Raw genomic sequence first — 24,148 nt, 5'->3', positions numbered from 1 at the left:
GTGGCATGGTGGCAAGTCGAAGAGTATGCCGGGAGGAGTCCGATGAAGAGTTTCAAGGTCGCCGATTTCAAGGCGCCGCTGCAGGAATTCGACGAGGCGACGCCGCAGCCCACGGGCACGCAGGTGCTGATCAAGGTGAAGGCCGCCGGCGTCTGCCACAGCGATCTCCACATCTGGGAGGGCGGTTATGATCTCGGCCACGGCCGCAAGCCGCTGTCGCTGAAGGATCGCGGCATCAATCTGCCGCTGACCATGGGCCACGAGACCGTCGGCGAGGTGGTGGCGTTCGGACCCGACGTGAAACCGGCCGATCAGGCCGATCTCAAGCTCGGCGACGTCGGCCTGGTCTATCCCTGGATCGGCTGCGGCAAATGCGCGACGTGCCTCGGCGGTGACGAGAACATGTGCCTGACGCCGCGCTCGCTCGGCGTCTATTGCGACGGCGGCTATTCCGATCACATGCTGGTGCCGCATCCGCGTTATCTGCTCAATCTGAAGGGCCTCGATCCGGCTTCGGCAGCGCCATACGCCTGCTCGGGCGTCACCACCTACAGTGCACTGAAGAAGGTGGAGCAGTATTTTGATACGCCGATCGTGATGTTCGGCGCCGGCGGTCTCGGCCTGATGGCGCTGTCGCTTTTGAAGGCGATGGGCGGCAAGGGTGCGATCATGGTCGACATCGACGCCAGGAAGCGTGAAGCCGCCGAGAAGGCCGGAGCGCTCGCGACCGTCGATCCCAAGGCGCCGGATGCGCTGGAGCAGCTCGCGAAGAAAGCGGGCGGTCCGATCCGTGCCGTGATCGACCTCGTCGGCAATGCTGCGACGACGCAACTCGGCTTCGACTGTCTGACCAAGGGCGGCAAGCTCGTCATCGTCGGCCTGTTCGGTGGCGGCGCGACCTGGGCCTTGCCGCTGATCCCGATCAAGGCGGTGACGATCCAGGGCAGCTACGTCGGCAATTTGCGCGAGACGCAGGAGCTGCTCGACCTCGTCCGCGCCAAGAACGTGCCCCCGATTCCGGTGACGAGGGCGCCGCTCCACAAGGCCAACGACGCGCTGGTGCAGTTGCAGCAGGGCGCGGTGGTCGGGCGCACGGTGCTGACGCCGTAGTTTCCACTCCCTCCTCCGTCATCGCGAGCGGAGCGAAGCAATCCGGAATCCCTCAGCGGACACAGTCTGGATTGCTTCCTCGCTTCGCTCCTCGCAACGACGGGGTTACACCTTTCTTCACTCAGGAATCCTCATGTCCGCAAACAACGCCTTCCACATTGCCGTGCTCGCCGGTGACGGCATCGGTCCCGAAGTCATGGCGCCCGCACTCGAAGTGCTGCGCAAGATCGAGACGAAGTCGGCCTTGAGCTTCCGCTTCACCGAGGCACCGGCTGGTGCCAACAATTATCTCGCGACGGGCAAGTCGATGCCTGACAGCACGATCAAGCTCTGCGAAGAGGCGGACGCGATCCTGCTCGGCGCCTGCGGCCTGCCGTCGGTGCGCTACCCCGACAATACCGAGATCGCGCCGCAGATCGAGCTGCGCTTCATCTTCGATCTCTATGCGGGCGTGCGGCCGGCGCGCCTCATTCCGGGCGTGCCGAGCCCGATCATCGGTGCCGACAAGCGCGGGATCGATCTCGTCGTGATCCGCGAATCCACCGAGGGCCTGTTCGCCTCGATGGGCAAGGGCGTGGTCACACATGACGACGCGCGCGAGACAATGGTGATCACGCGCAAGACATCCGAACGGCTGTTCGAGTTCTCGTTCCGCCTCGCCGAGCGGCGCATGGCGCGCGGCAAGCCCGGCGCGCTCGCCTGCGTCGACAAGGCCAACGTGTTCAAGGCCTTTGCGTTCTTCCGCGGCATCTTCGACGAGATTGCCAGGAAGCATCCCGACGTGAAGACCGATCGCCTTTATGTCGACGCCTGCTCGGCAATGCTGGTCAAGCGCCCCTGGGATTTCGACGTGATGGTGATGGAGAACATGTTCGGCGACATCGTCTCCGACATCACCGCGAGCCTGATCGGCGGCCTCGGCATGGCCCCATCGGCCGACATCGGCGACAAATACGCCGTGTTCCAGCCGTGCCACGGCACGGCGCCTGATATCATGGGGCAGGGCAAGGCCAATCCCACCGGCATGATCCTGTCTGCCGCGATGATGCTGGACTGGCTCGCCGACAAGCATGGCGTCGAAAGCGCGGCGGAAGCCGGCGAGCGGATCGAGCGCGCGGTCGATCAGGTCTACGCTGGCGGCCTCAAGCCGATCGAATTCGGCGGCAGCAACGGCACGGCCGATATCACCAAGGCGGTGCTCGCGGCGCTGTAGCTCGTCGGGCCAAGAAAAAGGGGCCGCGCGGCCCCTTCAACAGTTACCAGCGGTGCCAGTGGCGATGGCCCCAGCCCCACCGACGCGGGCCGTAACCGTAGAAGCGTCGCGGGCCGCCATAATAGCCATAGGCGCCGTAGTAGTTCGGGCGCCACCAGCAGCGGCCCCAGGCGTTGCAGACCATCCGCACCCGATCGACATTCGCGGCCGGGCCGCTTGCGACCTTGTCGGCTTGCGGAATGCCGTTGGGCATCGCTGCGAGCGCTTGTCCCGACGCCAGCGCCGCGCTGCCGAGGGCAGCCAGACCAAGAACAGCCAATTTGAGTTTCATCGCAATCTCCCTCGTTGGTGCCGGGAGAACCTGGGACAGATCAATTGGTTGCTATCGCGGCGCAAACCGGCGAGGAATTTAATCTTCGTGAATGAAGGTTCAGGTGGGCTGATCTACGGAGTTCCAAATTGGGGTCTGGAGGTCGCGCGTGATCTCTCGGCATCGTCATCGCTTCGCTCCGCTTGCGATGGCGAGGGAGGAGCGCTTGCAATGGAGTCGCTGACGGCGACTCAATTCCCCCTGAACTGCGGCTTGCGCTTCTCCATGAAGGCCTGCCGGCCCTCGCGGAAATCGGCGCTGTCCATGCAGGCGGTGCCGATCGCCTTGATCGCGCCCATGTCGCGGGCGCTTTCGTCTTTCAGCACTTCTGCGATAGTGATCTTGGCGGCCTTGATCGCGAGCGGCGCGTTCTGCGAGATCGCAATGGCGATCGCCATGGTCTCGCCCCAGAGCTGGTCATCCGGGATCACGCGCTCGACGAGACCGATGCGCAACGCTTCCGTGGAATCGATGCGCATGCCCGTGTACATCAGAAGCCGCGCCCAGGACGGCCCGACCAGCGACACCAAATGCTTCAAGCCGTCATAGCCATAGGCAATGCCGAGCTTGGCCGCGGGAATGCCGAATTGGCTGTCATGCGCGGCGATCCTGATGTCGGCGAGCATCGCGACCTGCATGCCGCCGCCGAGACAGAAGCCCTGGATGCAGGCGATGGTCGGCTTGGGGTAATCGGCGAGCAGCGCACGCTGGGCGGCGCTGCGCTTGCTGTACTCCTCGGACGCGGCTGCGTTGTGGCGGGTCTTCTCGAACTGGCTGATGTCGGCGCCTGACACGAACGCCTTGCCGCCGGCGCCGCGCATGATCACTACGCGCACCGTCTCGTCGTCGCGCAGGGCTGTCAGCGCCTCGCCAAATCCCTCCCACATCTCCAGCGACATCGCGTTGCGCTTGTCGGGATTGTTGAAGGTGATCACGCCAACGCCGTCGGTGATTTGCCTGAGGATCTTTCCGTCGGCGTAGGGAGTTTGTTGGGACAGATCAGGCATCGCGCGCTCGCTGGTCGTTGGCGAGACGCAATGTGCGGCCGGCGCAAGGCCGCGGTCAACCGCGACAGGTGATGCGGCTTTGCATCCGCCCGTGCCGCGATTGCATGCCTACCGCGCCATCCTACTGCGCCATGTGCGCGGTCAGCGGATGGTTGCCGGCATTGCCGAAGAACGCCGCTTCTTCGGCCGTCGCCTCCAACAGCTGCTCGTCCTGGTTATAGACGTCGTTGCGGAACTGGATGGTCTGGTCCTTGGTCATCCAGGCCGTGAGATAGATCCAGGCCACAGGCACCTTCCTGGCCATGGCGACCTCCTGGTGCTGACCGGTGGCGATCTCCGCATCGATCGCGGCGCGGCTCCATTTCGGCTGGTCCTTGAGCAGCCAGGCGGCGAGGTCGCGCACATTGTCGACGCGGGAGCAGCCGTGGGAATCGAAGCGGTAATCGTCGCTGAAGAGATTTCGCTGGTTGGTGTCGTGCATGTAGACCGAATAGGAGTTCGGCATGTCGATCTTGACCGCGCCGAGCGCGTTGAAGGTGCCGTTCTGCTGGCGCACGGTGAAGTTCGGCGTGTGCGTGCCCGACCAGTCGACCGAATGCGGATCGATCGGATTGTCGTGGGCGTCGAGCACCTCCATGTGCATGCGCGCCAGGTAAGTCGGGTCCTTGCGCATGTGCGCGGAGATCTCGGTCTTGGCGATCGAGGACGGCACCGTCCAGGTCGGATTGAGCACGACGCCGGTGATCTGGGCGGTCAGCGTCGGCGAGGGTTTTTCGGTCTTGCCGACGATGACGCGATAGCGGCGCACCACAAGGTCGTTCTCGACCGCTTCCGCGAAGGCCGCGGGGATGTTGACCACGACATAGCGCTGGCCGAAACTGAAATTGATGTTCTCGAGCCGCTCCAGCGAGGCTTCGAGCTGCCGGATGCGCTTCTGCACCGGCACGTTCATCGCGGCGAGTGTGCGCGGCGTCATGATGCCGGTCGGCGCAAGACCGTGGCGCGCCTGAAAACGCTTCACGGCGTCGGCGAGATTCTGGTCGAACGCGCCGCTCGCCTTGTCGGCGGCGAGATCGCCGGAGAGGATCAGCCGCTTGCGCAACAGGTCGTCATTGACGCCCTGGACGCCAAGCGCGAACCTGGCGTCAGCGGGGATGGTCGGCCAGCCGCCGCGTACCGCGAGATCGGAATAGCTCAGTGCTGCGTCCTTGATCCGCTGGGCGGTGCCCTCGTCGAAGGTCGGCTCATGCGTCAGCGCGAGTGCTGCTGCGGAGCGGCTCTCGGCGGTGGATGCCGGCGCGCCAGCTGTTTTGGGGGCGGCGGTGTGAGACGGGTTGGCGGCTGTGGGCACCGTGCCGGACGGGGCAGCGGGCTTGGGGCCGGCCTGACCGGTAGTCTCGGTCTGCGCGAGCGCGGAGGCGCTGGCGAGAAGGCCGACGGCAATGATCACGGCATGGCGTTTCGACATTTGTCTGTTCTTCCCCATGAGGGCGAGGCCCGTAACGGGGGCTCGCATCGGCAATTTTCGGCAGCCCATGCATCCGGCCGATTCGCTGAAATCGGCGGGCCGCCAGGGCACCAGGGTTGCGGCCCATTCAGCGCGGTACATCGCGCCCCGGCGGGCTCTGGGTTAGGTCGCAACAAGGTTGGAACAGGTTCGCGACATCGATGACCAATCGCCGCCAGATGCCAGCAGAAACGCAAAGAAAAAGGGGCGGCCAGGCCGCCCCAAAAAGCCGTGACCGCGCGCGTGATCGCGCGCAGGCCAATCTGATCTCGTCCGTCCGGATTCGTCAGCTCTCGCCAATGCGGCCGCGCCCCCGCGACGCGGCGGATTGAGCGTCGGCCGTGAAGCCCGGACCGTCGACCGGCTCAGCTTTCGTTCGCCGCGATCGATTCCATCAGCGAGACGAGCTGACGCTGCACCGTCTGATCCTTGATCTTGCTGTAGGCGCGCAGCAGGCGGAGGCTGAAAGCCGAATCCAGGAACAGGAGGCTTTCGACTTCGCGGGCCTTGTTGTCGCCGTCGTAGAAGAAGGTCACGGGCACGTCGAGGGCGGAGGCGATCTGCTGAAGCCGAGCCGCGCCGACGCGGTTGACGCCCTTCTCGTATTTCTGGACCTGCTGGAAGCTCACGCCGAGCTTTTCGCCGAGCTCAGCCTGCGAGATCTTCATCTCGACGCGCCGCAGACGGATCCGCTTGCCAAGCTCGATGTCCGGCTTGCCAGCGCTGCGCTGCTTCATTCTCTTCGCCGCTGCTTTCATCTTTGTTTTCACCTTTGTTCTTCGGTTGAAAATCCCCCGAAGAGCTGGGTCAGGGGTTCGCCCATATACGAGTCCTTGAATTCATGCGGGTGCACGAATTCTTCCTTAAACCACGGGAAGCGAGCTGGATTGAAAGCCTCGATCAGCCAGTCAATCATGTGCCGCACGCGGGGAATCCGGCCGCTACCGGGATGGTAGGACAACCAGATATCCAGCGGTCGGTTCAACTCGACCTCGAGTGGAATCAACTTCCCGCCAAGCGCAATGGCGTAGCTCGGGAAGACGCCGATGCCGGCGCCGTTCGCGACCGCCCAATAGTTGGCGCTCGAGACGTTGGTCTTCATGACCAGGAGGTCACGTTCCGGAACGCCCGGGAAGAAGCTCTCGAAGGTTTCCTTGGCGGCGATCTGATCGGCGAATTGCAGCACCAGGCGGTGCTTGATCAATTCCATTGCCGAGCGCGGCGCGCCATATTTCTCGATGTAACTCCTGGAGGCCCAGAACATCAGGTGCATGCGGCCGAGCCGCACCAGCTTGACGTCAAGCGCCGAGGGACGCGACAGATGGATGGCAACGTCCGCCTCGTGGCGGGAGACGTCTGCCGAGCGCATCGCGCAATGCAAATCGACCAGGACTTTCGGATAGGCCTGCTGGAATTCGACCAGCCGGGGCGCAAGCCAGAACGTCCCCAATCCCTCCGTCACGGCGACGCGAACCTCGCCGGTGAGGGCATTGGCGGTGGAATCGCTGGTGCGCAGCACGTCGAAGGCCGCCGCCTCCATCCGCTCGACGGCCGACACCACCAGCGCGCCTTCATCGGTGAGATGGGTGCCGTGGACGTCGCGCGTGAACAGGGTGGTGCCGGTTTGGCGCTCGAAATCGTCGATGCGGCGGCGGACGGCGTTGATCGACAACGACAGGCGTTCGGCCGCCGAGCGGAAACTGCCGCATCGAACGACTTCCAAAAAAATGCGGGCCGCGTCCCAATCGGAGAGGCCGCTGATGTTTGTCTTTAGGCGTTCCTCCAGTGGAACGCCCCTTTCCGCCAAGGAGTGCATACAAGTCCCTTCGGGTCGCTAAACTGGCAGAATCTAGCGCAAACCACAACCACGACGGGTTGGGGAGCGGTGAGTTTTGAACGCCATACTTACCGCGCCCGAGATGGTATTGGAGTGTGTCCGGAGCTGGGAATCGGGCTAATTTGAGCCCGGAAGAGGGGTCGACGTGCGTTCCGTTACGAGCCTTGAAATGGCTGCGGGATTGCCGAGTCTAAGTGGACCGGAAAGTGGCGTGCGATTTGTTGCGCGCACGCGTGCGATGGATCGATCGCGCTGGTTCAAGCGTTTCACCTGTGACGGTTCGGACTTGCGCAGCGGTGCGACGTCGTCTGGAACCGGAATTTCGAGGCAGAAGCATATTCAAATCGTCTTCGAGGGCTCGGATTCCTCGTGCTATTCTTGGCTTTCTCTTGGGGCCGGGAGCATCGTTTCAAGCACGCCTCGCAGCCCGAAATAACGGAAAGAACGCCGGTGTCGCATACAGACGAACAATTGCAGTCGGTGCTCGAGACGCTTGAGGAGTGCCGCAAGGTTCTCAACGAGAGCAACAGCCGCGAATCGGCCGAGTTGCTCTCGATCGTCATCCTCGACGTCAGGATGAAGCTCAAAGGAATTGACGGTGCCGACCTCAAGGCGCTGTGCGACGAAATGCTGCGGAGCGCTGCCAGCGAACCGCTGCCCCCCTCCAAGCAGACGCAGGACCAGCCCCGGCGTCCGCTGCTCCGCGTGGTGAAGTAGCCGCGCCGCCTGATCTCGCTTTTTGGCGAGATTTGTGCGCGTCCCGATGCCGCATCTGTGATCGCAGACGGCATCGGGAGGAGCCCTGGTTTGATCGCGCCTCTGTTGCGCATTCCCCGGCATCGGCTACACCAGAGCCGGTTCGGCCCCGGTCCCGCGCGCACTCCCCGCGTGCAGCCCGAGGGCCTGGGATGGCTTCGACTGCATCATGCAAAATGTTTCGATTACGGCGGCGCTGATTGCCGGTCTCGTCAGCTTCCTTTCGCCATGCGTGCTACCTCTGGTTCCGCCCTACCTGATCTATCTCACCGGCGCCACGATCGAGCATGTCGAGAGCGATGAGCCTGACACGGCCTCCAAGCGCGCGATCATGATGTCGGCAGTGCTGTTCGTGCTCGGCTTCTCCACGGTGTTCGTGGCACTCGGCGCCAGCGCCTCGCTGATCGGCGGGCTGATCCGCGCCTGGTCGGCCGAGCTGTCGATCCTGGCCGGCATCGTCATCATCATCATGGGTCTGCACTTCCTCGGGCTGACGCGCATCGGCCTGTTGATGCGCGAGGGGCGGCTTCCCATCCCGAAGCCCGTCGGGCTCTGGGGCGCCTACATCATGGGGCTCGCCTTCGCGTTCGGCTGGACCCCGTGCATCGGCCCGATCCTCGCCGCGATCCTGTCGATCGCCGCGGCTGAAGCGACGGTGACGAAGGGGGCGGGGCTCCTTGCGGTCTATTCCGCCGGTCTCGGCATTCCTTTCCTGATCGCGGCGCTGATGATCGAGCAGTTCACGAAGCTGTTCGCGCGCATGAAGGGCCACCTCGTCAACGTCGAGCGCGCCATGGGTGTGCTGATGGTGATCACCGGCATCGGCTTCCTCACCGGCGCGGTCTCCAATGTCAGCATCTGGCTACTGGAGACGTTCCCGGCGCTGCAGACGATCGGCTAACCGCCGACCGCAAACCGCGCCAGCGCCTCTCTGTCGATCTCGATGCCGAGCCCGGGACCATCGGGCACGCGAACGATTCCGTTCACGTGCTCGATCGGCTGTTTCAGGATCGCCTGCCGGATCGGATGTTCGGTGCGGTCGAATTCGAGCAGTGGCTCGAGCGGCGCCAGCGAATGCGGCGTGTGCGAGGGCAGCACGGCGAGAAGCTGGAGCGAGGCCGCGATCGCGATCCCGGTGCCCCAGACATGCGGATTGTAGCGGATGCCGAAGGCTTCGCTCATGTCCGCGATCTTCTTGCATTCGGTGAGGCCGCCGGCCGCGCAGGTGTCGGGCTGGGCGATGTCGAGCGCGTGCGAGGCAAACAGATCGCGGAAGCCGAAGCGCGTGAACTCGCACTCGCCGCCGGCGATCGGAATCGTCAGCGCGCCTTTCACCGCGCGATAGCCGGCGACGTCTTCCGGCGGCACCGGCTCCTCGAACCATCCGATGTCGTGGACCTCGATCAGTCGTCCGAGCCGGATCGCGGCGACCGCGTCATAAGCGTGGTTGGCGTCGACCATCAGTGCGACGTCGGGACCGATCGCCTCGCGCACCGCGCGCGTGACGGCGGCGTCTTCCGCGATGCCGAAGCCGACCTTCAGCTTCACGGCGCGAAACCCTTCGGCGGCGTAAGAGGCCGCTTCCTCCGGTAGGTATTTCAGCGGATCGCCGGATTTGCGCCGGTAGAGCCCGGTGGCATAGGCCGGCACCTCCGTGCGGGCGGCGCCGCCGAGCAACTGATGCGCCGGCACGTCGAAATGCTTGCCCTTGATGTCCCACAGCGCGATGTCGATGCCGCTCAGGCCCTGGATCACGACGCCTTTCTGGCCGTGATCGCGCAAGCGCGCGTAGATCGTGTGCCACAGCACGTCGGTGCGCAGCGGATCCTCGCCGACCAGCCACGGCACGATGTTGTTGACCACCGCAGCCGTCATCCGCGCCGGCCCGTAGCATTCGCCCCACCCGGTCAGGCCTACGTCGGTCTCGATCTCGACCAGCATCGCGGTGCGTGTGTCGTACCAGGCGCGTGAATAGGCGAAGGGCTGCGAGAGCTTTGCTTCCAGGATGTGGGTGCGAACCCGCGTGATCTTCATGGCCGTCGCTCCCGGTTCACCGTTTGTCATCCAGTGCGCAAATGACCGTGCAGACCACCCCGCGCGGCAGGAAGTCCACCGTTGCCTCGCCGCCGAGCTGGTCGCGCGCGCTGCGCTCGATCAGCCGCGAACCGAAGCCGCGCTGCACCGGTGCCGTCACCGGCGGGCCGCCGGCCTCGGTCCAGATCAGCCGCAGCCGCGGCTTCGGCGCGTCGGCGATGACCTCCCAGTCCAGCGTCACACGGCCGGTCTCGTTCGACAGCGCGCCATATTTCGCCGCGTTGGTCGCGATCTCATGCACGATCATCGACAGCACGACGGCAAGCCGCGGCGACAGCGGCACCGCGGGGCCGGCCATGCGGATACGATCCGGATTTGCAAGCAGGAACGGCTGGAGGACGCGTGCGATCACGTCCCGCAGCTCCGAGCCTGCCCATTTTTCCTGACTGAGCAGATTGTGCGCCTCGGCCAGCGCGCCGAGGCGCCCCTCGAACTTGCTCCGTTCGTCGCGGCTGGCGCTGCGAAAGGTCTGCACTGCGATCGCCTGCATCAAGGCCAGCGTGTTCTTGACGCGGTGGTTGAGTTCCTCGATCAGGAGATTGTGCAGCATCTCGCCGCGCGCGATCGTGGTTGCCATCCTGACTGCGAAGGTAAGGCCGACCAGCAGCAGCACGCCGCCGATCAGGCTGGTGATCGCGATGTTGCGCCAGAGCGGTGCGATCAGCGAGCTTTCGGTGACGCCGGCGGCGACGGTCCAGCCCGTCAGCCGCGAGCGCGTATAGGCCGAGGCGAGGGCCACACCGTCGAGTGAGACGCTCGACAGCGTCGCCTCGGGTGAGCGAAACATCGCTTCAAACAGCGAGGGCGAAGCTTGCTTGCCGAACGTCTCGCTCGGGTTTGGGGCACGCGCGAACACGATTCCCTTGCTGTCCAGCAGCGATACGGTCCACTGGTCGTCGGGGCGCTGTCGCTCGACCAGATGCTGGAAAATGTCGATCGGCGGGCTGAAGGAGAGCGTGTAGACGACCTCGCCGTCGCGCAGCACCGGGACTTCGACCGTGACGATCGGGCGCTTCTTGGTCGACCCGGTGAACAGATCGGAGAATTGCGGCGTCTTCGTCGCGAAGACGCGTTCGATGATCTCGTGATTGTTGCGCAGTGGCAGGCTCGCCGTTTCGGTCGTGACCGTCGAGAACAGCTGGTGCCCGGACTTGTCGGCCAGCAGCAGGACGCTGTCCTGGCCATATTGGCTGATGAACCCGGCGGCCGAGCGCCGGAAACTCTCGAAGTCGCCCCGGCGCAGCGACTCGCTGAGCGCGAGCACCTGGAGACCGCCCGTCATCCGCTGCACTTCCGAATCGAGCACGAGACGCATGCTCCGCACCGTCTCGAGCACACGTCGCGTCGCGTCGCTGCGGTCCTGGCGATAGTTGGAATAAGCAAGGCCGACCGCGAAGACGATCAACGGCAACATCGTTCCCGTGACCAGGAGAGCGAGCCGGACCGGCAGGGTGAGCTTTGACAAACGCGGGCGTCCCGATTCCAGCGCATTTGCGCCGGATTATGATTTTGGCGGTAACCATACGGGCAGGACCTGCGCGGCGCCACGATTTTCGTGTCGGGCGAGCAGGCCGAACGGGATTTTTGCAGCGCAGTCGCGGACGCCGATGCCGACGCTTCAGCTCATGCTGATTGCGGTGAGCAACAGGCACACGGCGTAAACGGCCGCCAAGCTGAGCCCGGCGATGCGGGCTTCTCGATGCGGTGTCATGTGATCAACTCCGAGGGGGCGGCCGCCGTTCGAGGCGACCGCCCGTCCGTTACGTCCTAGTCGATTTCCTGCACGACCGTCCGCGTGCCTGGATCGACCAGCATCACGCGTTCGCCGGAATAGACGTAGCGATATCGCGTGAGCGACGGACCCCAATCGGCCGGGACCGCCTCGAGCTCGACGCCGGCCGGAACCGTCGCGCCGACGATGATCTTTTCCTTCACCGGCCGCAGATGATGTTCGGTGACGTAGGATTTGATCCGCGTCCGGTATTGCGGCTCGATCTGAATCGCAGCGGCGTGACCGGTTCCGGTTGTGGTCACCACGGTCGATTGCGCGAATGCTCCGGTCGAGATCAGCAGCGCTGCGGCGGAAAGCAGGAATAGCTTCTTCATATTGTCCTCCTCGATGACAAGCGCCGCACCAACATCCCGCCGCTGGCGACGTTCCCGACCGATAGGAACAAAATACTACTTTTTCCCGTTTGCAGAACGACCGGGCGTGGAACGCCCCGGCAATTGGAGGAGGAGAGTATGAAGCTGAGGATCGCAACCGCGGCAGTGATGATTGCTGCGTTTTCCCTGCCGGCGTTCGCGGCCGACGAGTTCTACGTCGTGCAGGACGTCAAGACCAGGAAGTGCACCGTGGTCGACAAGAAACCGACGGACACGAGCATGACCGTCGTCAGCCCGTCGGGCACGATCTACAAATCGCGCACCGAGGCCGAGAGCGGCATGAAGACCGTCAAGGTCTGCACGTCAAACTGAGGAGGACGACAGATGCCAGTCTTGATCTTGTGGGCTGTGCCGGCCGTGCTGGTTGTGGGTGGCGGCATTTATCTGATTGGCCATTTCCATTGAACGAACGGCAACGGGCTTCGCGCTCGCTCGCGGAGCCCGTTGCGACAAATGTCAGGAGCGTCAGAGATTGCTCTCGGTGATCGCGGCGTAGACCATGCTGCGCAGCTCGCGCCGGATCGGATAGGCGCTCGACGGCAGCACCTGGGTCATGAAGATCGTGATCAGTTCCTCGGCGGGATCGATCCAGAACGAGGTCGTGGCCGCGCCGCCCCAATTGTATTCACCGGGGCTGCCGGCGATCAGCGTCTCCGCGGGGCGCATCGTCACTGCAAATCCGAGACCGAAGCCGATGCCGTTGTAGGTCGCCTCCGAGAATAGCGAGCGCGACACTTCCGGCAGCGCCTGTCCGCCCGGAATGTGGTTGGTCGCCATCAGCGCCAGCGTCTTCGGTCCGATCAGGCGGATACCACCGAGCTCGCCGCCGTTGAGCAGCGCGCGGCAGAAGGTGAGATAGTCGGCCATGGTCGAGCAGAGCCCGCCGCCGCCGGAGACGAGGGAGGGTGGGGCCAGGAACGAGCTCTTGGCCGGGTCGTCCTGGAGCGTCAGCCCCTCGCGGCGCTGGCCGGCATGCATGGTGAATCCGCCGCCGGGATCGGCGTTGTAGCAGGCGGCAAAGCGGTGCGCCTTCGAGGCCGGGACGTGGAAATCGGTGTCGGTCATGCCGAGCGGATCGAGGATGCGTTGTTTCAGAAACTGCTCGAACGGCACGCCCGAGATCTTGCCGACGAGATAGCCGAGCACGTCGGTCGCGACAGAGTAGTTCCAGGAATCGCCCGGCGAGAATTCCAGCGGGATCTTGGCAAGGCTCTCGATCATGCCTTCGAGCGTGCCCGACTTCTCGACCTCGCCGATCTTCTCCGCGCGATAGGCGGCATCGACATTGGAGCGCTGCTGGAAGCCGTAGGTCAGCCCCGACGTGTGGCGCAGCAGGTCGACGATCAGCATCGGCCGGGACGGCGGCCGGGTCAGGAAGTTGGGCCAGGTGCCGGCGACGAAGACGCCGAGATTCTTCCATTCGGGAATGTATTTCGCGACGGGCTCGTCGATCGCGACCCGGCCTTCCTCGACCAGCATCATGAAGGCGACGCTGGTGAGCGGCTTGGTCATGGAATAGATGCGGTAGATGGTGTCGTCCTTGACCGGCACCTTGCGCTCGACATCGGCAAGGCCCTGCACCGAGCTGTGGGCGATCTTGCCGCGGCGATAGACCAGCAGATGCGTGCCCGGGAAACGGCCGGCATCGATGTATCTGGCCTTCAGGTGGGCATCGACGCGGTCGAGCGCGGCCTTGGACATGCCCACGGATTCGGGCGAGGCGGGGGTAGGGGCGAGCATCAGTTCCTCCGGGCGATTTTGTCACTCGTTGATAGCCGAAATGGCGGCCTCATTCCAAGCGGGTCGCACTTAACGCGAGATCGCCGGATGGTGTAGGCTCCGGCCTGGAAAGCCTCCAAGGAGCCCCCTCAACGGGGCCAACGAGAAAAACGCAAGGGCAAACGCACCATGACCCAGTTCAACGAGATCGAACTCACCGAGGCCGTCGTCAGAAGCTTCGACAACACGCCGGATCCGCGCGCGAAATTCCTGCTCCAGGAATTGGTGAAGTCCCTGCACGATTACGTGAGCAAGACCGGTCTCACCTTCGAGGAGTGGGAATACGCCATCGATTTCCTCACCCGCACCGGCCAGAAATGCACCGACACCCGCCAGGAGTTCATCCTGCTCTCCGACGTGCTCGGCGTCTCCATGCTGGTCGACGCGGTCAACCATCGTGACCGCGACGGCGCGACCCAGACCACCGTGCTCGGCCCGTTCTACGTCGGCGAGCACAAGGTCACCGCCCACGGCACCGACATCTCGCCGAACAATCTCACCGGCGAGCGGATGTTCGTGCAGAGCCGCGTCACCGATCTCAAGGGCAAGCCGCTCGCGGGCGTCCCTGTCGACGTCTGGCACGCCGACGATGACGGCTTCTACGATTCCCAGAAGGCGAATTACGACGAGGTCGGCGCCTCGGCACGGGCGCGCTTCATCACCGACGGCGACGGCCGCTTCTTCTTCCGCACGATCCTGCCGTGCAGCTACCCGATCCCGACCGACGGGCCGGTCGGCGAGATGATCGTGCAGACCAGGCGCCACCCGATGCGCCCGGCGCATGTGCACTTCCTGGTCAACGCGAAGGGCTATGAGCCGCTGATCACTCACGTCTTCATGGACGGCGACAAATATCTCGATTCCGACGTTGTGTTCGGGGTCAAGGACGACCTGATCGCCAAGGTCGAGCCGCGCAACGATGCGACGATGCCCGACGGCACCAAGGCGAGCGGGCAATGGCACCTGATGACCTACGAATTCCACCTCAAGCCCGGCGGCGGCGTCGCGCCGAAGCCGCTGGGGACGAAGGCGGCGGAGCCGGCCTGAACGTGGCGGGTCTTGTCTAGCGCGCGTGGAGCAGGGCGAGCAGGGCTACAACGGCGCAAGCCAGCGCTACTGTGGTCAGCTTCCAGAACAGCAGCGGATTGCGCTCGATCAGCGGCGTGGTTCGCGTGTTGAGATAGGCGGGATTGGGGTTGCGGAGCTCGTAGGTGAATTCGAACAGGTCCTCGTGACGCTTGTTAGGGTCGGGATGCAGCGCTTTTCGGAGCGCGCCATCGATCCAGACGGGAACCGCGCGGTCATCGTGGCTGGCTGGACGATATCGGAGCTTCCATGCATCCGATCGTCCCCTGATACGGGCGACCTGGGCGCCATAAGGCAAGTTTCCGGTCAGCATCTGGTAGCAGATGGTCGCCAGCGAGAACATGTCCGAGCGTGGCGAGCCGCCTTCGCCGAGGAAGTATTCCGGGGCGGTGTATTGCACCGTACCCAGAATGTCGGAGTCGGTCGAAGTCGGTGCCGCCTCGACGACGCCGGCCACCTTCACCGCCCCGAAATCGATGATTTTTGCGGTGCCGGTCTTGTCGATCAGGACGTTGTCGGGTCTCAGGTCCTGATGCAGCATTTCCATGCGGTGGAAGGCGCGCAGGCCCGTCGCGATCTGGTCGACGATGCCACGGACGGTTTCGATGTCGGGGCGCGGATTGTCCAGCATCCATTGTCGCAGCGTCTGCCCCTCGATGAATTCGGTCGCAACGTAGAGGTAGTTGCGTCGCCTGGATCGCGAGCGCGGCTTGAGGACGTGCGGGCTGTCGATCCGCCGCGCAATCCACTCCTCCATCAGGAAGCGTTTCAAATAGGCGGGATCGTCGCGGAGATCGATCGAGGGAATTTTCAGGGCGATCGTCTCGTCGGTCTCGGTGTCGACCGCCAGATAGATATGGCTGCGGCTGCTGGCATGCACTTCGCGCACGATGCGATAGCCATCGAACAAAGCCCGAGGTTCAGGGAGCGGCGGCAGCGGCAACTCGGCGGTGCCACCGAAAATGTCGGATGAGCCAGCTTGCGGCACCTCGTCGATGCGCAGAATCTGAACGGTGATGTTGTCGTCGCTGCCGCGCCGATAGGCCTCCTCGACGATGCTCTTCGCTGCGCGGTCCAGGTCGCCGGCACAGGCATCCAGCGTGCTCGCGACGAAGCGATGATCGACGAACTCGTAGGCACCGTCGGTCGCCAGCAGGAAGATGTCCCCTTTTTCGACCTGAAGCGCCTGGTAGTCGATTTCGATCTGCGGGTTGATTCCGAGCGCGCGGCCGAGATAGGTCTGCTCGGACGAGACCATGATGCGGTGATCGTCGGTGAGCTGTTCGAGGGCCTTGCCGGCGACGCGATAGATCCGGCAGTCGCCGACGTGGAAGACGTGGGCCGTGGTCGATTTCACGACCATTGCGGTGAAGGTACAGACGTAACCCTTGTCGCGATCGTAAGCGTACTGGCTCCGCCGCGTTTCCGCGTGCAGCCACGAGTTGGTCGCTTCCAGCACGCGCCGCGCCGAATTCTTCACCGTCCAGGATTCGGAGGTGCAGTAATAGTCGGTCAGGAAGCTCTTGACCGCCGACTCGCTTGCCTCCTGGCTGACCGCGCTGCTGGAGATGCCGTCGGCCAGGACGACGGCGATCCCCTTCAGGCTCAACAGCGGCTCTGCCGGGATCAGGGCGCCGTGAAAGTCCTGGTTGACCGGCTTGCGCCCCTTGTCGGAGTGCTGTCCGATCGAGATTTGCAAGCCCCGGCCCATCCTCGCCACCAACACAAAGGGAGCCTCACCCTATCAGGCAAAGCTCCCTTGTTGCTCGAACCAAATCGATCAAGCCGCAGCGCGGGTCGACGAATTGGCGGCCGGCTGGCGCTTCGGCTTGGTCAGCACGTGCGTCGTGTAGAGCGTCAGGCCCGTGAAGGCGAGGCCGCCCACCAGATTACCCAGCACGGTCGGGATCTCGTTCCAGATGAAATAGTCCAGGATCGAGAACTTGGCGTGGAGCATCAGGCCGGACGGGAACAGGAACATGTTCACGACCGAATGCTCGAACACCATGTAGAAGAACACAAGGATCGGCATCCACATCGCGATCACCTTGCCCGGAACCGTGGTGGAGATCATCGCGCCGACGACGCCGGTCGAGACCATCCAGTTGCACAGCATGCCGCGAATGAACAATGTCGCCATGCCGGCGGCGCCATGCGCCGCGTAGCCGAGCGTTCGGCCCTCGCCGATATTGCCGATGGCCGTGCCGACCTTGTCGGGATCCTGGGTGAAACCGAAGGTCGTCACGAAAGCCATCATGAAGGCCACGGTGAGCGCGCCGCCGAAATTGCCGATGAAGACGAGACCCCAGTTGCGCAGTACGCCGCCAAGCGTCACGCCCGGTCGTTTGTCGATCAGCGCGAGCGGCGCGAGTACGAAGACGCCGGTCAGAAGGTCGAACCCAAGCAGATAGAGCATGGAGAACCCGACCGGAAACAGCAGCGCCCCGATGATCGGCTGGCCGGTGTTGACGTTGATCGTGACGGCGAACCAGGCCGCGAGTGCCAGGATCGCGCCGGCCATATAGGCGCGGATCACCGTATCCCGGGTGGACATGAATATCTTGGATTCGCCCGCGTCCACCATCTTGGTGACGAATTCCGAAGGCGCGAGATACGACATCAACAGCTCCCTTGCTCATGTGATCGATCGAGCCGGCGAGTGCCGGATCGACGTTCTGTCAGACCAGTGAGCTTTCGCCTCCCGTAGACGGTGTGCGTACCGTAGAAGGCCCATGCACAAAGGGAGAGCGTCACGATGACCGCGCCTTGGCGGACCAGCGAACAGGCTTCCCAGTGGCTTCCAGGGCTGAACGCTCCGGCTCACTGTCAGTCATCGTTGACTAGGACAAACTGAAGCAATCGATGTGCCAGACGATCCGGCCCGGAGCGGATGCGTTTCGAGCGTGGACCTGACCGCGCTGGAAGCAGGATCGCCCCTGTTTGGGCAGGTCGCATCGGCCCCTGAGGCGATCGCTGGCGTAAAAACGGGCTCATGCCCAAGGCTTGTGCGACGCACAATCAACGGGCGAATCCGCATTCAAGAAATGAGCGGGTCGCAAGTTTTTGATGCAATTGTAGGCATGATTATTTTTTCATCAATTCAGGTAACCGATTGAAAGAAGTGACATTTCTATCATCTGCCAATTTGGCACGGAGCTTGAATTAGGGGTTTCGACGCCATCGACGCCGTCAACGAGCAATCATTCAAATCGTGACACCGCCGAAAACGGGGGCCTCCCCGAGCGTGCATCTTTGCGCCTCCGCGTCCGTCGGTGTCCCGCTTCCTAGCGAAAGGGACTTTTTCCAATGAAGGAAGGCAATCCGACGTGGATTTCTGACTGGCGCCCCGAAGATGAGGCGTTCTGGAATGCGGGCGGCAAAGCCGTCGCCCGGCGTAACCTGATCTGGTCGATCGTCGCCGAACACATCGGCTTCTCCGTCTGGCTGATCTGGAGCATCGTCGCGACCAAGCTGCCGCAGGCGGGCTTCCACTACTCGACCGACGAGCTGTTCCAGCTCGTGGCGGTGCCGGGACTGATCGGCGCCTTGATGCGCTTCCCCTACACTTTCGCAGTGACCACCTTCGGCGGCCGCAACTGGACCATCTTCAGCGCAGCCGTGCTGTTCATCCCGACGCTCGCGCTTGCGTACTTCGTCGGCCAGCCCGAAACGCCGTTCTGGCTGATGCTGATGGTCGCGTCGACCGCGGGCCTCGGTGGCGGCAATTTCGCGTCCAGCATGACCAACATCTCCTTCTTCTTCCCCGACAGGATGAAGGGATGGGCGCTTGGCCTGAACGCCGCCGGCGGCAACATCGGCGTCTCCAGCGTGCAGCTCCTGACGCCGATCCTGATGACTCTCGCCGTCATCAACCTGTTCCAGGCAACGCCAGTCGGCGGCGTCTATCTCCAGAACGCCGGCCTGATGTGGGTGCTGCCGATCGCGATCGCGGTGTTCGGCGCGGTGTTCTTCATGAACAATCTGACTTCGGCCAAGTCGTCGATCAAGAACCAGCTTGCCATCGTCAAGCGCAAGCACACCTGGATCATGGCTTTCATCTACATCGGAACGTTCGGCTCCTTCATCGGATACTCCGCCGCGTTTCCGCTGCTGATCAAGACCCAGTTTCCCACGGTCACGATCTCGATCGCATTCCTGGGTCCGCTGGTCGGCTCGCTGTCACGTCCGTTCGGCGGCTGGCTCGCCGACAAGGTCGGCGGCTCCATCATCACCTTCTGGAATTTCATCGCGATGGCGGCGGCCACGATCGGCGTTTTGTACTTCGTCGGGCAGAAGGACTTCACCGGCTTCCTGTCGATGTTCCTGGTCCTATTCCTGACGACGGGCATCGGCAACGGTTCGACCTACCGCATGATCCCCTCGATCTTCCGAGAGGAAAACCTGTTCAAGGTGCGCGGCAAGGGCGATGCGGCGCGCGCGCTGGCGCTGAAGACCGCGAGCATCGAGAGCGGTGCGGCGGTCGGCTTCATCGGCGCGGTCGGTGCTGTCGGCGGCTATCTGATCCCGAGCAGCTTCGGCAAGTCGATCGCGGCAACCGGAGGTCCGCAGCTCGCGCTTGCCATCTTCCTCGCATTCTACGCCTGCTGCCTCGCTTTGACCTGGTGGTTCTACCTGCGTCGCAGCGCGCAGGCTGAAGGCGCGCCAAGCCTCGCCGAAGCAAGAGTGTGACGCTAGGCATGAAAAACGCTTCTCCCCGTACGCGGGGAGAAGACTCTCTGATGACGTTTGACCCATGAACTTTTTCCGCAACGGCGCGGACAAAGGCAGACCGAAACAGACAGGAAACCATCATGACGCCACAGCAGATCGCCCTCGTGCAGCAGAGCTTTTCCAAGGTCGCACCGATTTCAGAAGCAGCTTCGCAGCTGTTCTACGACCGCTTGTTCGAGGTCGCTCCCTCCGTGCGCGCAATGTTTCCCGAGGACATGACCGAACAGCGCAAGAAGCTGATGGGCATGCTCGCCGCTGTCGTCGGCGGCTTGTCGAATCTCGAGGCGATTCTCCCCGCGGCGTCCGCGCTCGCCAAGCGCCACGTCGGTTACGGCGCCAAGGCCGAGCACTATCCCGTGGTCGGCGCGACCTTGCTGTGGACCCTGGAAAAGGGCCTCGGCGATGCCTGGACGCCCGAGCTCGCCACCGCCTGGACGGATGCCTACGGCGTGCTGTCCGGCTACATGATTTCCGAGGCCTACGGCGCGAGAGCGCAGGCCGCCGAATAGGAGATGCCTTGTGAGTGAGCCGCTCGTCATCGTCGGTAACGGTATGGCCGCAGCTCGTCTCGTCGACGAGCTCGCCAAGACCGCGCTCGGCCGCTACGCGGTCGCTGTGATCGGCGAGGAGCCGCGGCTCGCTTACAACAGAGTGTTGCTCTCATCCGTGCTGGCCGGCGAGACCGGCTCGCACGAGATCGAGCTCAGGCCCGCCGACTGGTGGCGCCATCGCGGCGTCACCGTGCGCTACGGCTATCGCGTCACCGAGATCGACACGGGTCGCCGCGAGCTCAAGATCGCAGGCGAAGAGAGCATGGAGTATTCCAAGCTCGTGCTCGCAACCGGATCGACGCCGCTGCGCCTCAACGTGTCAGGCGCGGATCTCGCCGGCGTGCATACTTTTCGCGATACGCGTGATGTCGATTTGCTGTTGACGCTGGCGGCGGCGAAGAAGCGCGTCGTCGTGGTCGGCGGCGGCCTGCTCGGGCTCGAGGCGGCCTATGGCCTGGCGAAAGCCGGCGCGCCGGTGACGCTGCTGCATCTGATGGACCGGCTGATGGAGCGCCAGCTCGATGGGCCGGCCGCCGATCTGCTCAAGACGCTGGTGGAGCGCAAGGGCATCCGCATCCTGCTCAATGCCTCGACCGCGCGCATCCATGGCGAGCGAAATGTCGAAGCCGTCGGGCTTGCCGACGGCAGCCGCATCGAGGCGGATGCGGTGATCTTCGCCGCCGGCATCAGGCCCAACGTTGCGCTGGCCAGCGAAGCCGGCATCGCGGTCAATCGCGGCATCGTCGTCGACGACGTGATGCAGACCGCATCGCCCGACATCTACGCGCTCGGTGAATGCGCCGAGCATCGCGGCACCTGTTACGGCCTGGTCGAGCCGGCCTATGAGCAGGCGCGCGTGCTGGCGCGGCATCTCGGCGGCCGTCCCGCCGCCTATCGGGGCAGCGTGGTCTCGACCAACCTGAAAGTGTCCGGCGTCAGCGTGTTCTCCGCCGGCGACTTCATGGGCGGGGAGGGCAGCGAGAGCCTGGTCCTGACCGATCGCCGGCGCGGCACCTACAAGAAGCTCGTGATTTCAGGCGGATGCCTCGCCGGCGCGGTGCTGATCGGCGAGACCGCGGATGCGCTCTGGTATCTCGAGCTGATCCGCACCCGCGAGAAGATCGCCGGGATCCGCGCCGACATGATGTTTGGCCGTGCGCTCGCGATTCCCTCCAAAGCGGCGTGACGGAGGCTGCCTGAGATGACGGCGATCGATACGACTCTCCGAACCACCAAGACGACTTGTCCTTATTGCGGCGTCGGCTGTGGCGTGCTCGCAACGCCTGACGGCGCGGGTGGCGCCGCGATCGCGGGCGACCCGGACCATCCCGCCAATTTCGGCCGGCTGTGCTCGAAGGGCTCTGCGCTCGGCGAGACTGTCGGGCTCGAGGGCCGGTTGCTCTATCCGATGATCCGCTGCAAGGGTGTGCTCGAGCGCGTCGCCTGGAGCGATGCGCTGGATCACGTGGCCCACCGCATGCAGCACATCGTGGCGCGCGACGGCGCCGACGCGGTCGCGTTCTATCTCTCGGGCCAGCTTCTGACCGAGGATTATTACGTCGCCAACAAGCTGATGAAGGGCTTTGTCGGCACCGCCAACGTCGACACCAATTCCCGGCTCTGCATGTCTTCCTCGGTCGCCGGCCATCGCCGTGCCTTCGGCAGCGATACGGTGCCCGGCTGCTATGAGGATCTCGACCAGGCCGATCTGCTCGTCTTCGTGGGCTCGAACGCGGCCTGGTGCCATCCCGTGCTGTTCCAGCGCATGCTGAAGAACCGCGGGGAGCGCGGTGCGCGCATGATCGTGATCGATCCGCGCCGCACCGATACCGCGAGCGACGTCGATCTATTCCTCGGCCTGAAGCCCGGCACCGACACCGCGCTGTTCTCCGGACTGTTCGTCCATCTCGCCGACCACGGTACGCTCGATCGCGATTACATCGCGCAGAACACCGGCGGATTCGACGATGCGCTGGCGCGTGCGCGCAGCATCGCCGGCAGCGTCACGGCGACGGCGCTGGCGACGGGCCTCTCCGAGCAGGACGTCGCGACCTTCTTCAGGATGTTCCGCGACACCGAGCGCGTCGTGACGCTCTACTCGCAGGGCGTCAACCAGTCGGCGCAGGGCACCGACAAGGTCAATGCGATCCTGAACTGCCATCTCGCCACCGGGCGCATCGGCAAGCCGGGCGCTTCCCCGTTCTCGCTCACCGGGCAGCCCAACGCGATGGGCGGCCGCGAGGTCGGCGGCCTCGCCAACATGCTCGCGGCGCACATGAGCTTCACGCCGCCGGACATCGACCGGGTCAGGCGCTTCTGGAAGGCGCCGCATATCGCCACCCACGAAGGGCTGAAGGCGGTGCAGCTGTTCGAAGCGATCAACCGCGGTGAGGTCAAGGCGCTGTGGGTGATGGGCACCAACCCCGCGGTGTCGCTGCCTGACGCGGATTTCGTGCGCGAGGCGCTGAAGAAGCTCGAGCTGTTCGTCGTGTCCGAGAACGTATTCTCCAACGACACGGTCGAAGCCGGGCCGCATGTTCTGCTGCCGGCGCTGGCCTGGGGCGAGAAGTCGGGCACGGTGACCAATTCTGAACGTCGCATCTCGCGCCAGCGATCGTTCCTGCCGGCGCCCGGCGAGGCGCGGCCGGACTGGTGGATTCTGAGCGAAACCGCAAAACGTCTCGGCTTCGGCGACAGCTTCAATTACAAATCGCCCGCCGAGATATTTCGCGAGCATGCCGCGCTTTCGGCGTTCGAGAACAACGGTAGCCGCGATTTCGATATCGGCGCGCTCACCTCGTTGTCCGACGAGGCGTTCGATGCCTTGACGCCGGTGCAATGGCCCGCACGCGAAGGCCGGGCGCCGGGCGAGCGCTTCTTCGCGAGCGGTGGCTTCTTCACCAATGACGGCAAGGGTCGCTTCGTCGCGCCGGAGGTGCCGGCGCTGCTCAGCGAGACCGGTCCGTCGCGGCCCCTGCGGCTCAACACCGGGCGTATCCGCGACCAGTGGCACACCATGACGCGCACGGGCCTGAGCAAGCGGCTCGGTGCGCATCTGCCCGAGCCGTTCGTCGAGATTCACCCTGATGATGCCGGCAAATACGGCATCGTCCATGACGGCTATGCCCGCATCACCACCGATTTCGGCCAGTGCATTCTGAAGGTCGTCGTCAGTGAGGGCCAGCAGCGCGGCACGCTGTTCGTGCCGATCCACTGGAGTGCGATGAACGCCTCGCACGGCCGCGTTGGCGCGCTGGTGCAGTCCTTCACCGATCCGTTCTCGGGGCAGCCGGAATCGAAGGCGACGCCTGCGGCGATCGTGCCTTATGAATTCGTCTTCCGCGGTTTCGCGTTGTCGCGAAAGCAGCTCGATCTGCCGCCTAACCTGTTGTGGACCCGCGTCACTGTCTCCGGCGGGTTCGGCTATCTCTTCGCCGACAATGCGGATCTGTCGCGCTGGCCGGCCTGGCTCGACGGCCTCGCCGGCGAGGACGTCGCCGAGTATCGCGATTTCGGCGGCGGCGTTTATCGCGCGGCCTCGTTCGCTGGAGATCGCATCGAGACGTGCCTGTTCGTCGGCCCCGCGCACGATGCCGGCGACTGGGAGGTGGTGAAGAGCGTGTTCGCAGCCGATCGCGTCACCGAGGATCAGCGCCGCATGCTGCTGTCGGGCAAGTCCAGCGAGGGCGCCGCCTCGACCGGCCCGATCGTCTGCGCCTGCTTCGGCGTCGGCCGCGGCACCATCTGCGACAGCATCGCAGCCGGTGCGCGCACCGCCGCCGAGATCGGCGCAAAACTCAAGGCCGGCACCAATTGCGGTTCCTGCATCCCCGAGTTGAAGCGCCTGATCGCGACGACGGAGGCGGTGGCGGTGAAAGAGGCGAAGCTGGCCGGAGCGGCGGGGTAGGGTCGGCGCCTCAACCTCCGCCGTCATCGCCCGG

22 protein-coding genes are annotated in these 24,148 nt (G+C 64.2%); 11 read left to right on the top strand and 11 right to left on the bottom strand.

Annotation, left to right across the window (positions count from 1 at the left end; all coding sequences use genetic code 11):
• Positions 1–42 precede the first annotated feature (42 nt).
• Together XH90_RS25485 and XH90_RS25480 are read left to right on the top strand one after the other, a co-directional pair.
• The gene (locus tag XH90_RS25485) at positions 43–1,110 is read left to right on the top strand and encodes an alcohol dehydrogenase (RefSeq protein ID WP_194477063.1); all 1,068 of its coding nucleotides are present in this window, start codon (positions 43–45) and stop codon (positions 1,108–1,110) included.
• A gap of 133 nt (positions 1,111–1,243) precedes the next feature.
• A complete protein-coding gene (locus XH90_RS25480) occupies positions 1,244–2,323 on the top strand; it encodes an isocitrate/isopropylmalate dehydrogenase family protein (RefSeq protein WP_194477062.1) in 1,080 nt (359 codons plus the stop codon).
• A 43-nt stretch (positions 2,324–2,366) separates the two neighbouring features.
• Here XH90_RS25480 and XH90_RS25475 read toward each other — a convergent pair whose 3' ends face one another.
• The 5 genes from XH90_RS25475 to XH90_RS25455 form a co-directional block, all read right to left on the bottom strand.
• Entirely contained in the window at positions 2,367–2,654 is a 288-nt protein-coding gene (locus XH90_RS25475; protein ID WP_194477061.1) for a hypothetical protein, read from the bottom strand.
• Between the two features lie 230 nt (positions 2,655–2,884).
• The gene (locus XH90_RS25470) at positions 2,885–3,700 is read right to left on the bottom strand and encodes an enoyl-CoA hydratase (RefSeq protein WP_194477060.1); all 816 of its coding nucleotides are present in this window, start codon (positions 3,698–3,700) and stop codon (positions 2,885–2,887) included.
• A 121-nt stretch (positions 3,701–3,821) separates the two neighbouring features.
• Positions 3,822–5,168, bottom strand: coding sequence for a murein L,D-transpeptidase (locus XH90_RS25465; RefSeq protein ID WP_194477059.1), 1,347 nt, complete (start codon positions 5,166–5,168; stop codon positions 3,822–3,824).
• Between the two features lie 404 nt (positions 5,169–5,572).
• On the bottom strand, positions 5,573–5,944 hold the full coding sequence (locus tag XH90_RS25460) for a helix-turn-helix domain-containing protein (RefSeq protein WP_020608151.1): 372 nt from the start codon (positions 5,942–5,944) through the stop codon (positions 5,573–5,575).
• Positions 5,945–5,973: 29 nt separating this feature from the next.
• Complete coding sequence (locus XH90_RS25455) at positions 5,974–7,023, bottom strand: LysR family transcriptional regulator (protein WP_194477058.1); 1,050 nt, start codon at positions 7,021–7,023, stop codon at positions 5,974–5,976.
• Between the two features lie 471 nt (positions 7,024–7,494).
• Here XH90_RS25455 and XH90_RS25450 point away from each other — a divergent pair, with 471 nt between their 5' ends.
• Positions 7,495–7,761, top strand: coding sequence for a hypothetical protein (locus XH90_RS25450; protein ID WP_194477057.1), 267 nt, complete (start codon positions 7,495–7,497; stop codon positions 7,759–7,761).
• 208 nt (positions 7,762–7,969) lie between these two features.
• Positions 7,970–8,701, top strand: a complete 732-nt coding sequence (locus tag XH90_RS25445; protein ID WP_194477056.1) for a cytochrome c biogenesis CcdA family protein — start codon at positions 7,970–7,972, stop codon at positions 8,699–8,701.
• Here the strand turns inward: XH90_RS25445 and XH90_RS25440 are convergent.
• From XH90_RS25440 to XH90_RS25430, 3 genes are all read right to left on the bottom strand, one after another.
• A complete protein-coding gene (locus tag XH90_RS25440; protein WP_194477055.1) occupies positions 8,698–9,834 on the bottom strand; it encodes a mandelate racemase/muconate lactonizing enzyme family protein in 1,137 nt (378 codons plus the stop codon). The two genes, XH90_RS25445 and XH90_RS25440, sit on opposite strands and share 4 nt — an antisense overlap.
• A 16-nt stretch (positions 9,835–9,850) precedes the next feature.
• Positions 9,851–11,308: a sensor histidine kinase gene (locus XH90_RS25435; RefSeq protein WP_194482802.1), complete on the bottom strand. Its 1,458-nt coding sequence runs from the start codon at positions 11,306–11,308 to the stop codon at positions 9,851–9,853.
• Between the two features lie 353 nt (positions 11,309–11,661).
• Positions 11,662–12,000 carry a DUF1236 domain-containing protein gene (locus tag XH90_RS25430; protein WP_194477054.1) on the bottom strand — a complete coding sequence of 113 codons (339 nt, stop codon included), beginning with the start codon at positions 11,998–12,000 and terminating at the stop codon, positions 11,662–11,664.
• Between the two features lie 138 nt (positions 12,001–12,138).
• Between XH90_RS25430 and XH90_RS25425 the strand changes: the two genes are divergently transcribed.
• Positions 12,139–12,372: a hypothetical protein gene (locus tag XH90_RS25425; RefSeq protein ID WP_194477053.1), complete on the top strand. Its 234-nt coding sequence runs from the start codon at positions 12,139–12,141 to the stop codon at positions 12,370–12,372.
• A gap of 153 nt (positions 12,373–12,525) precedes the next feature.
• On the opposite strand, the gene XH90_RS25420 is transcribed toward XH90_RS25425, so the two are convergent.
• Positions 12,526–13,800 carry a serine hydrolase gene (locus tag XH90_RS25420; protein WP_194477052.1) on the bottom strand — a complete coding sequence of 425 codons (1,275 nt, stop codon included), beginning with the start codon at positions 13,798–13,800 and terminating at the stop codon, positions 12,526–12,528.
• Positions 13,801–13,968: 168 nt separating this feature from the next.
• Here XH90_RS25420 and XH90_RS25415 point away from each other — a divergent pair, with 168 nt between their 5' ends.
• A complete protein-coding gene (locus XH90_RS25415) occupies positions 13,969–14,886 on the top strand; it encodes an intradiol ring-cleavage dioxygenase (protein ID WP_194477051.1) in 918 nt (305 codons plus the stop codon).
• Between the two features lie 16 nt (positions 14,887–14,902).
• On the opposite strand, the gene XH90_RS25410 is transcribed toward XH90_RS25415, so the two are convergent.
• Positions 14,903–16,636, bottom strand: a complete 1,734-nt coding sequence (locus XH90_RS25410) for a bifunctional protein-serine/threonine kinase/phosphatase (RefSeq protein WP_194477050.1) — start codon at positions 16,634–16,636, stop codon at positions 14,903–14,905.
• Positions 16,637–16,705: 69 nt separating this feature from the next.
• Complete coding sequence (locus XH90_RS25405) at positions 16,706–17,545, bottom strand: formate/nitrite transporter family protein (RefSeq protein ID WP_194477049.1); 840 nt, start codon at positions 17,543–17,545, stop codon at positions 16,706–16,708.
• 283 nt (positions 17,546–17,828) lie between these two features.
• On the opposite strand from XH90_RS25405, the gene XH90_RS25400 reads away from it, so the two are divergent.
• From XH90_RS25400 to XH90_RS25380, 5 genes are all read left to right on the top strand, one after another.
• Positions 17,829–18,041: a hypothetical protein gene (locus tag XH90_RS25400; RefSeq protein ID WP_194477048.1), complete on the top strand. Its 213-nt coding sequence runs from the start codon at positions 17,829–17,831 to the stop codon at positions 18,039–18,041.
• A gap of 190 nt (positions 18,042–18,231) precedes the next feature.
• Positions 18,232–19,614, top strand: a complete 1,383-nt coding sequence (locus XH90_RS25395; RefSeq protein WP_194477047.1) for an MFS transporter — start codon at positions 18,232–18,234, stop codon at positions 19,612–19,614.
• A 122-nt stretch (positions 19,615–19,736) separates the two neighbouring features.
• On the top strand, positions 19,737–20,165 hold the full coding sequence (locus XH90_RS25390; RefSeq protein ID WP_194477046.1) for a globin family protein: 429 nt from the start codon (positions 19,737–19,739) through the stop codon (positions 20,163–20,165).
• 10 nt (positions 20,166–20,175) lie between these two features.
• Positions 20,176–21,393 carry an NAD(P)/FAD-dependent oxidoreductase gene (locus tag XH90_RS25385; protein WP_194477045.1) on the top strand — a complete coding sequence of 406 codons (1,218 nt, stop codon included), beginning with the start codon at positions 20,176–20,178 and terminating at the stop codon, positions 21,391–21,393.
• A gap of 15 nt (positions 21,394–21,408) precedes the next feature.
• Entirely contained in the window at positions 21,409–24,114 is a 2,706-nt protein-coding gene (locus XH90_RS25380) for a nitrate reductase (protein ID WP_194477044.1), read from the top strand.
• The last annotated feature ends 34 nt before the right edge of the window (positions 24,115–24,148 follow it).

This window comes from Bradyrhizobium sp. CCBAU 53338 (assembly GCF_015291665.1).
GTDB lineage: Bacteria > Pseudomonadota > Alphaproteobacteria > Rhizobiales > Xanthobacteraceae > Bradyrhizobium.
The sequence above is the reverse complement of the archived record's forward strand: the minus strand, read 5'-3'. Positions and strand labels throughout refer to the sequence as shown.

Coding starts and splice junctions, on each gene's coding strand:
- XH90_RS25485 (WP_194477063.1), top strand. CDS start 43: ATGAAGAGTTTCAAGGTCGCCGATTTCAAGGCGCCGCTGCAGGAATTC.
- XH90_RS25480 (WP_194477062.1), top strand. CDS start 1,244: ATGTCCGCAAACAACGCCTTCCACATTGCCGTGCTCGCCGGTGACGGC.
- XH90_RS25475 (WP_194477061.1), bottom strand. CDS start 2,654: ATGAAACTCAAATTGGCTGTTCTTGGTCTGGCTGCCCTCGGCAGCGCG.
- XH90_RS25470 (WP_194477060.1), bottom strand. CDS start 3,700: ATGCCTGATCTGTCCCAACAAACTCCCTACGCCGACGGAAAGATCCTC.
- XH90_RS25465 (WP_194477059.1), bottom strand. CDS start 5,168: ATGTCGAAACGCCATGCCGTGATCATTGCCGTCGGCCTTCTCGCCAGC.
- XH90_RS25460 (WP_020608151.1), bottom strand. CDS start 5,944: ATGAAGCAGCGCAGCGCTGGCAAGCCGGACATCGAGCTTGGCAAGCGG.
- XH90_RS25455 (WP_194477058.1), bottom strand. CDS start 7,023: ATGCACTCCTTGGCGGAAAGGGGCGTTCCACTGGAGGAACGCCTAAAG.
- XH90_RS25445 (WP_194477056.1), top strand. CDS start 7,970: ATGCAAAATGTTTCGATTACGGCGGCGCTGATTGCCGGTCTCGTCAGC.
- XH90_RS25440 (WP_194477055.1), bottom strand. CDS start 9,834: ATGAAGATCACGCGGGTTCGCACCCACATCCTGGAAGCAAAGCTCTCG.
- XH90_RS25435 (WP_194482802.1), bottom strand. CDS start 11,308: ATGTTGCCGTTGATCGTCTTCGCGGTCGGCCTTGCTTATTCCAACTAT.
- XH90_RS25430 (WP_194477054.1), bottom strand. CDS start 12,000: ATGAAGAAGCTATTCCTGCTTTCCGCCGCAGCGCTGCTGATCTCGACC.
- XH90_RS25425 (WP_194477053.1), top strand. CDS start 12,139: ATGAAGCTGAGGATCGCAACCGCGGCAGTGATGATTGCTGCGTTTTCC.
- XH90_RS25420 (WP_194477052.1), bottom strand. CDS start 13,800: ATGCTCGCCCCTACCCCCGCCTCGCCCGAATCCGTGGGCATGTCCAAG.
- XH90_RS25415 (WP_194477051.1), top strand. CDS start 13,969: ATGACCCAGTTCAACGAGATCGAACTCACCGAGGCCGTCGTCAGAAGC.
- XH90_RS25410 (WP_194477050.1), bottom strand. CDS start 16,636: ATGGGCCGGGGCTTGCAAATCTCGATCGGACAGCACTCCGACAAGGGG.
- XH90_RS25405 (WP_194477049.1), bottom strand. CDS start 17,545: ATGTCGTATCTCGCGCCTTCGGAATTCGTCACCAAGATGGTGGACGCG.
- XH90_RS25395 (WP_194477047.1), top strand. CDS start 18,232: ATGAAGGAAGGCAATCCGACGTGGATTTCTGACTGGCGCCCCGAAGAT.
- XH90_RS25390 (WP_194477046.1), top strand. CDS start 19,737: ATGACGCCACAGCAGATCGCCCTCGTGCAGCAGAGCTTTTCCAAGGTC.
- XH90_RS25380 (WP_194477044.1), top strand. CDS start 21,409: ATGACGGCGATCGATACGACTCTCCGAACCACCAAGACGACTTGTCCT.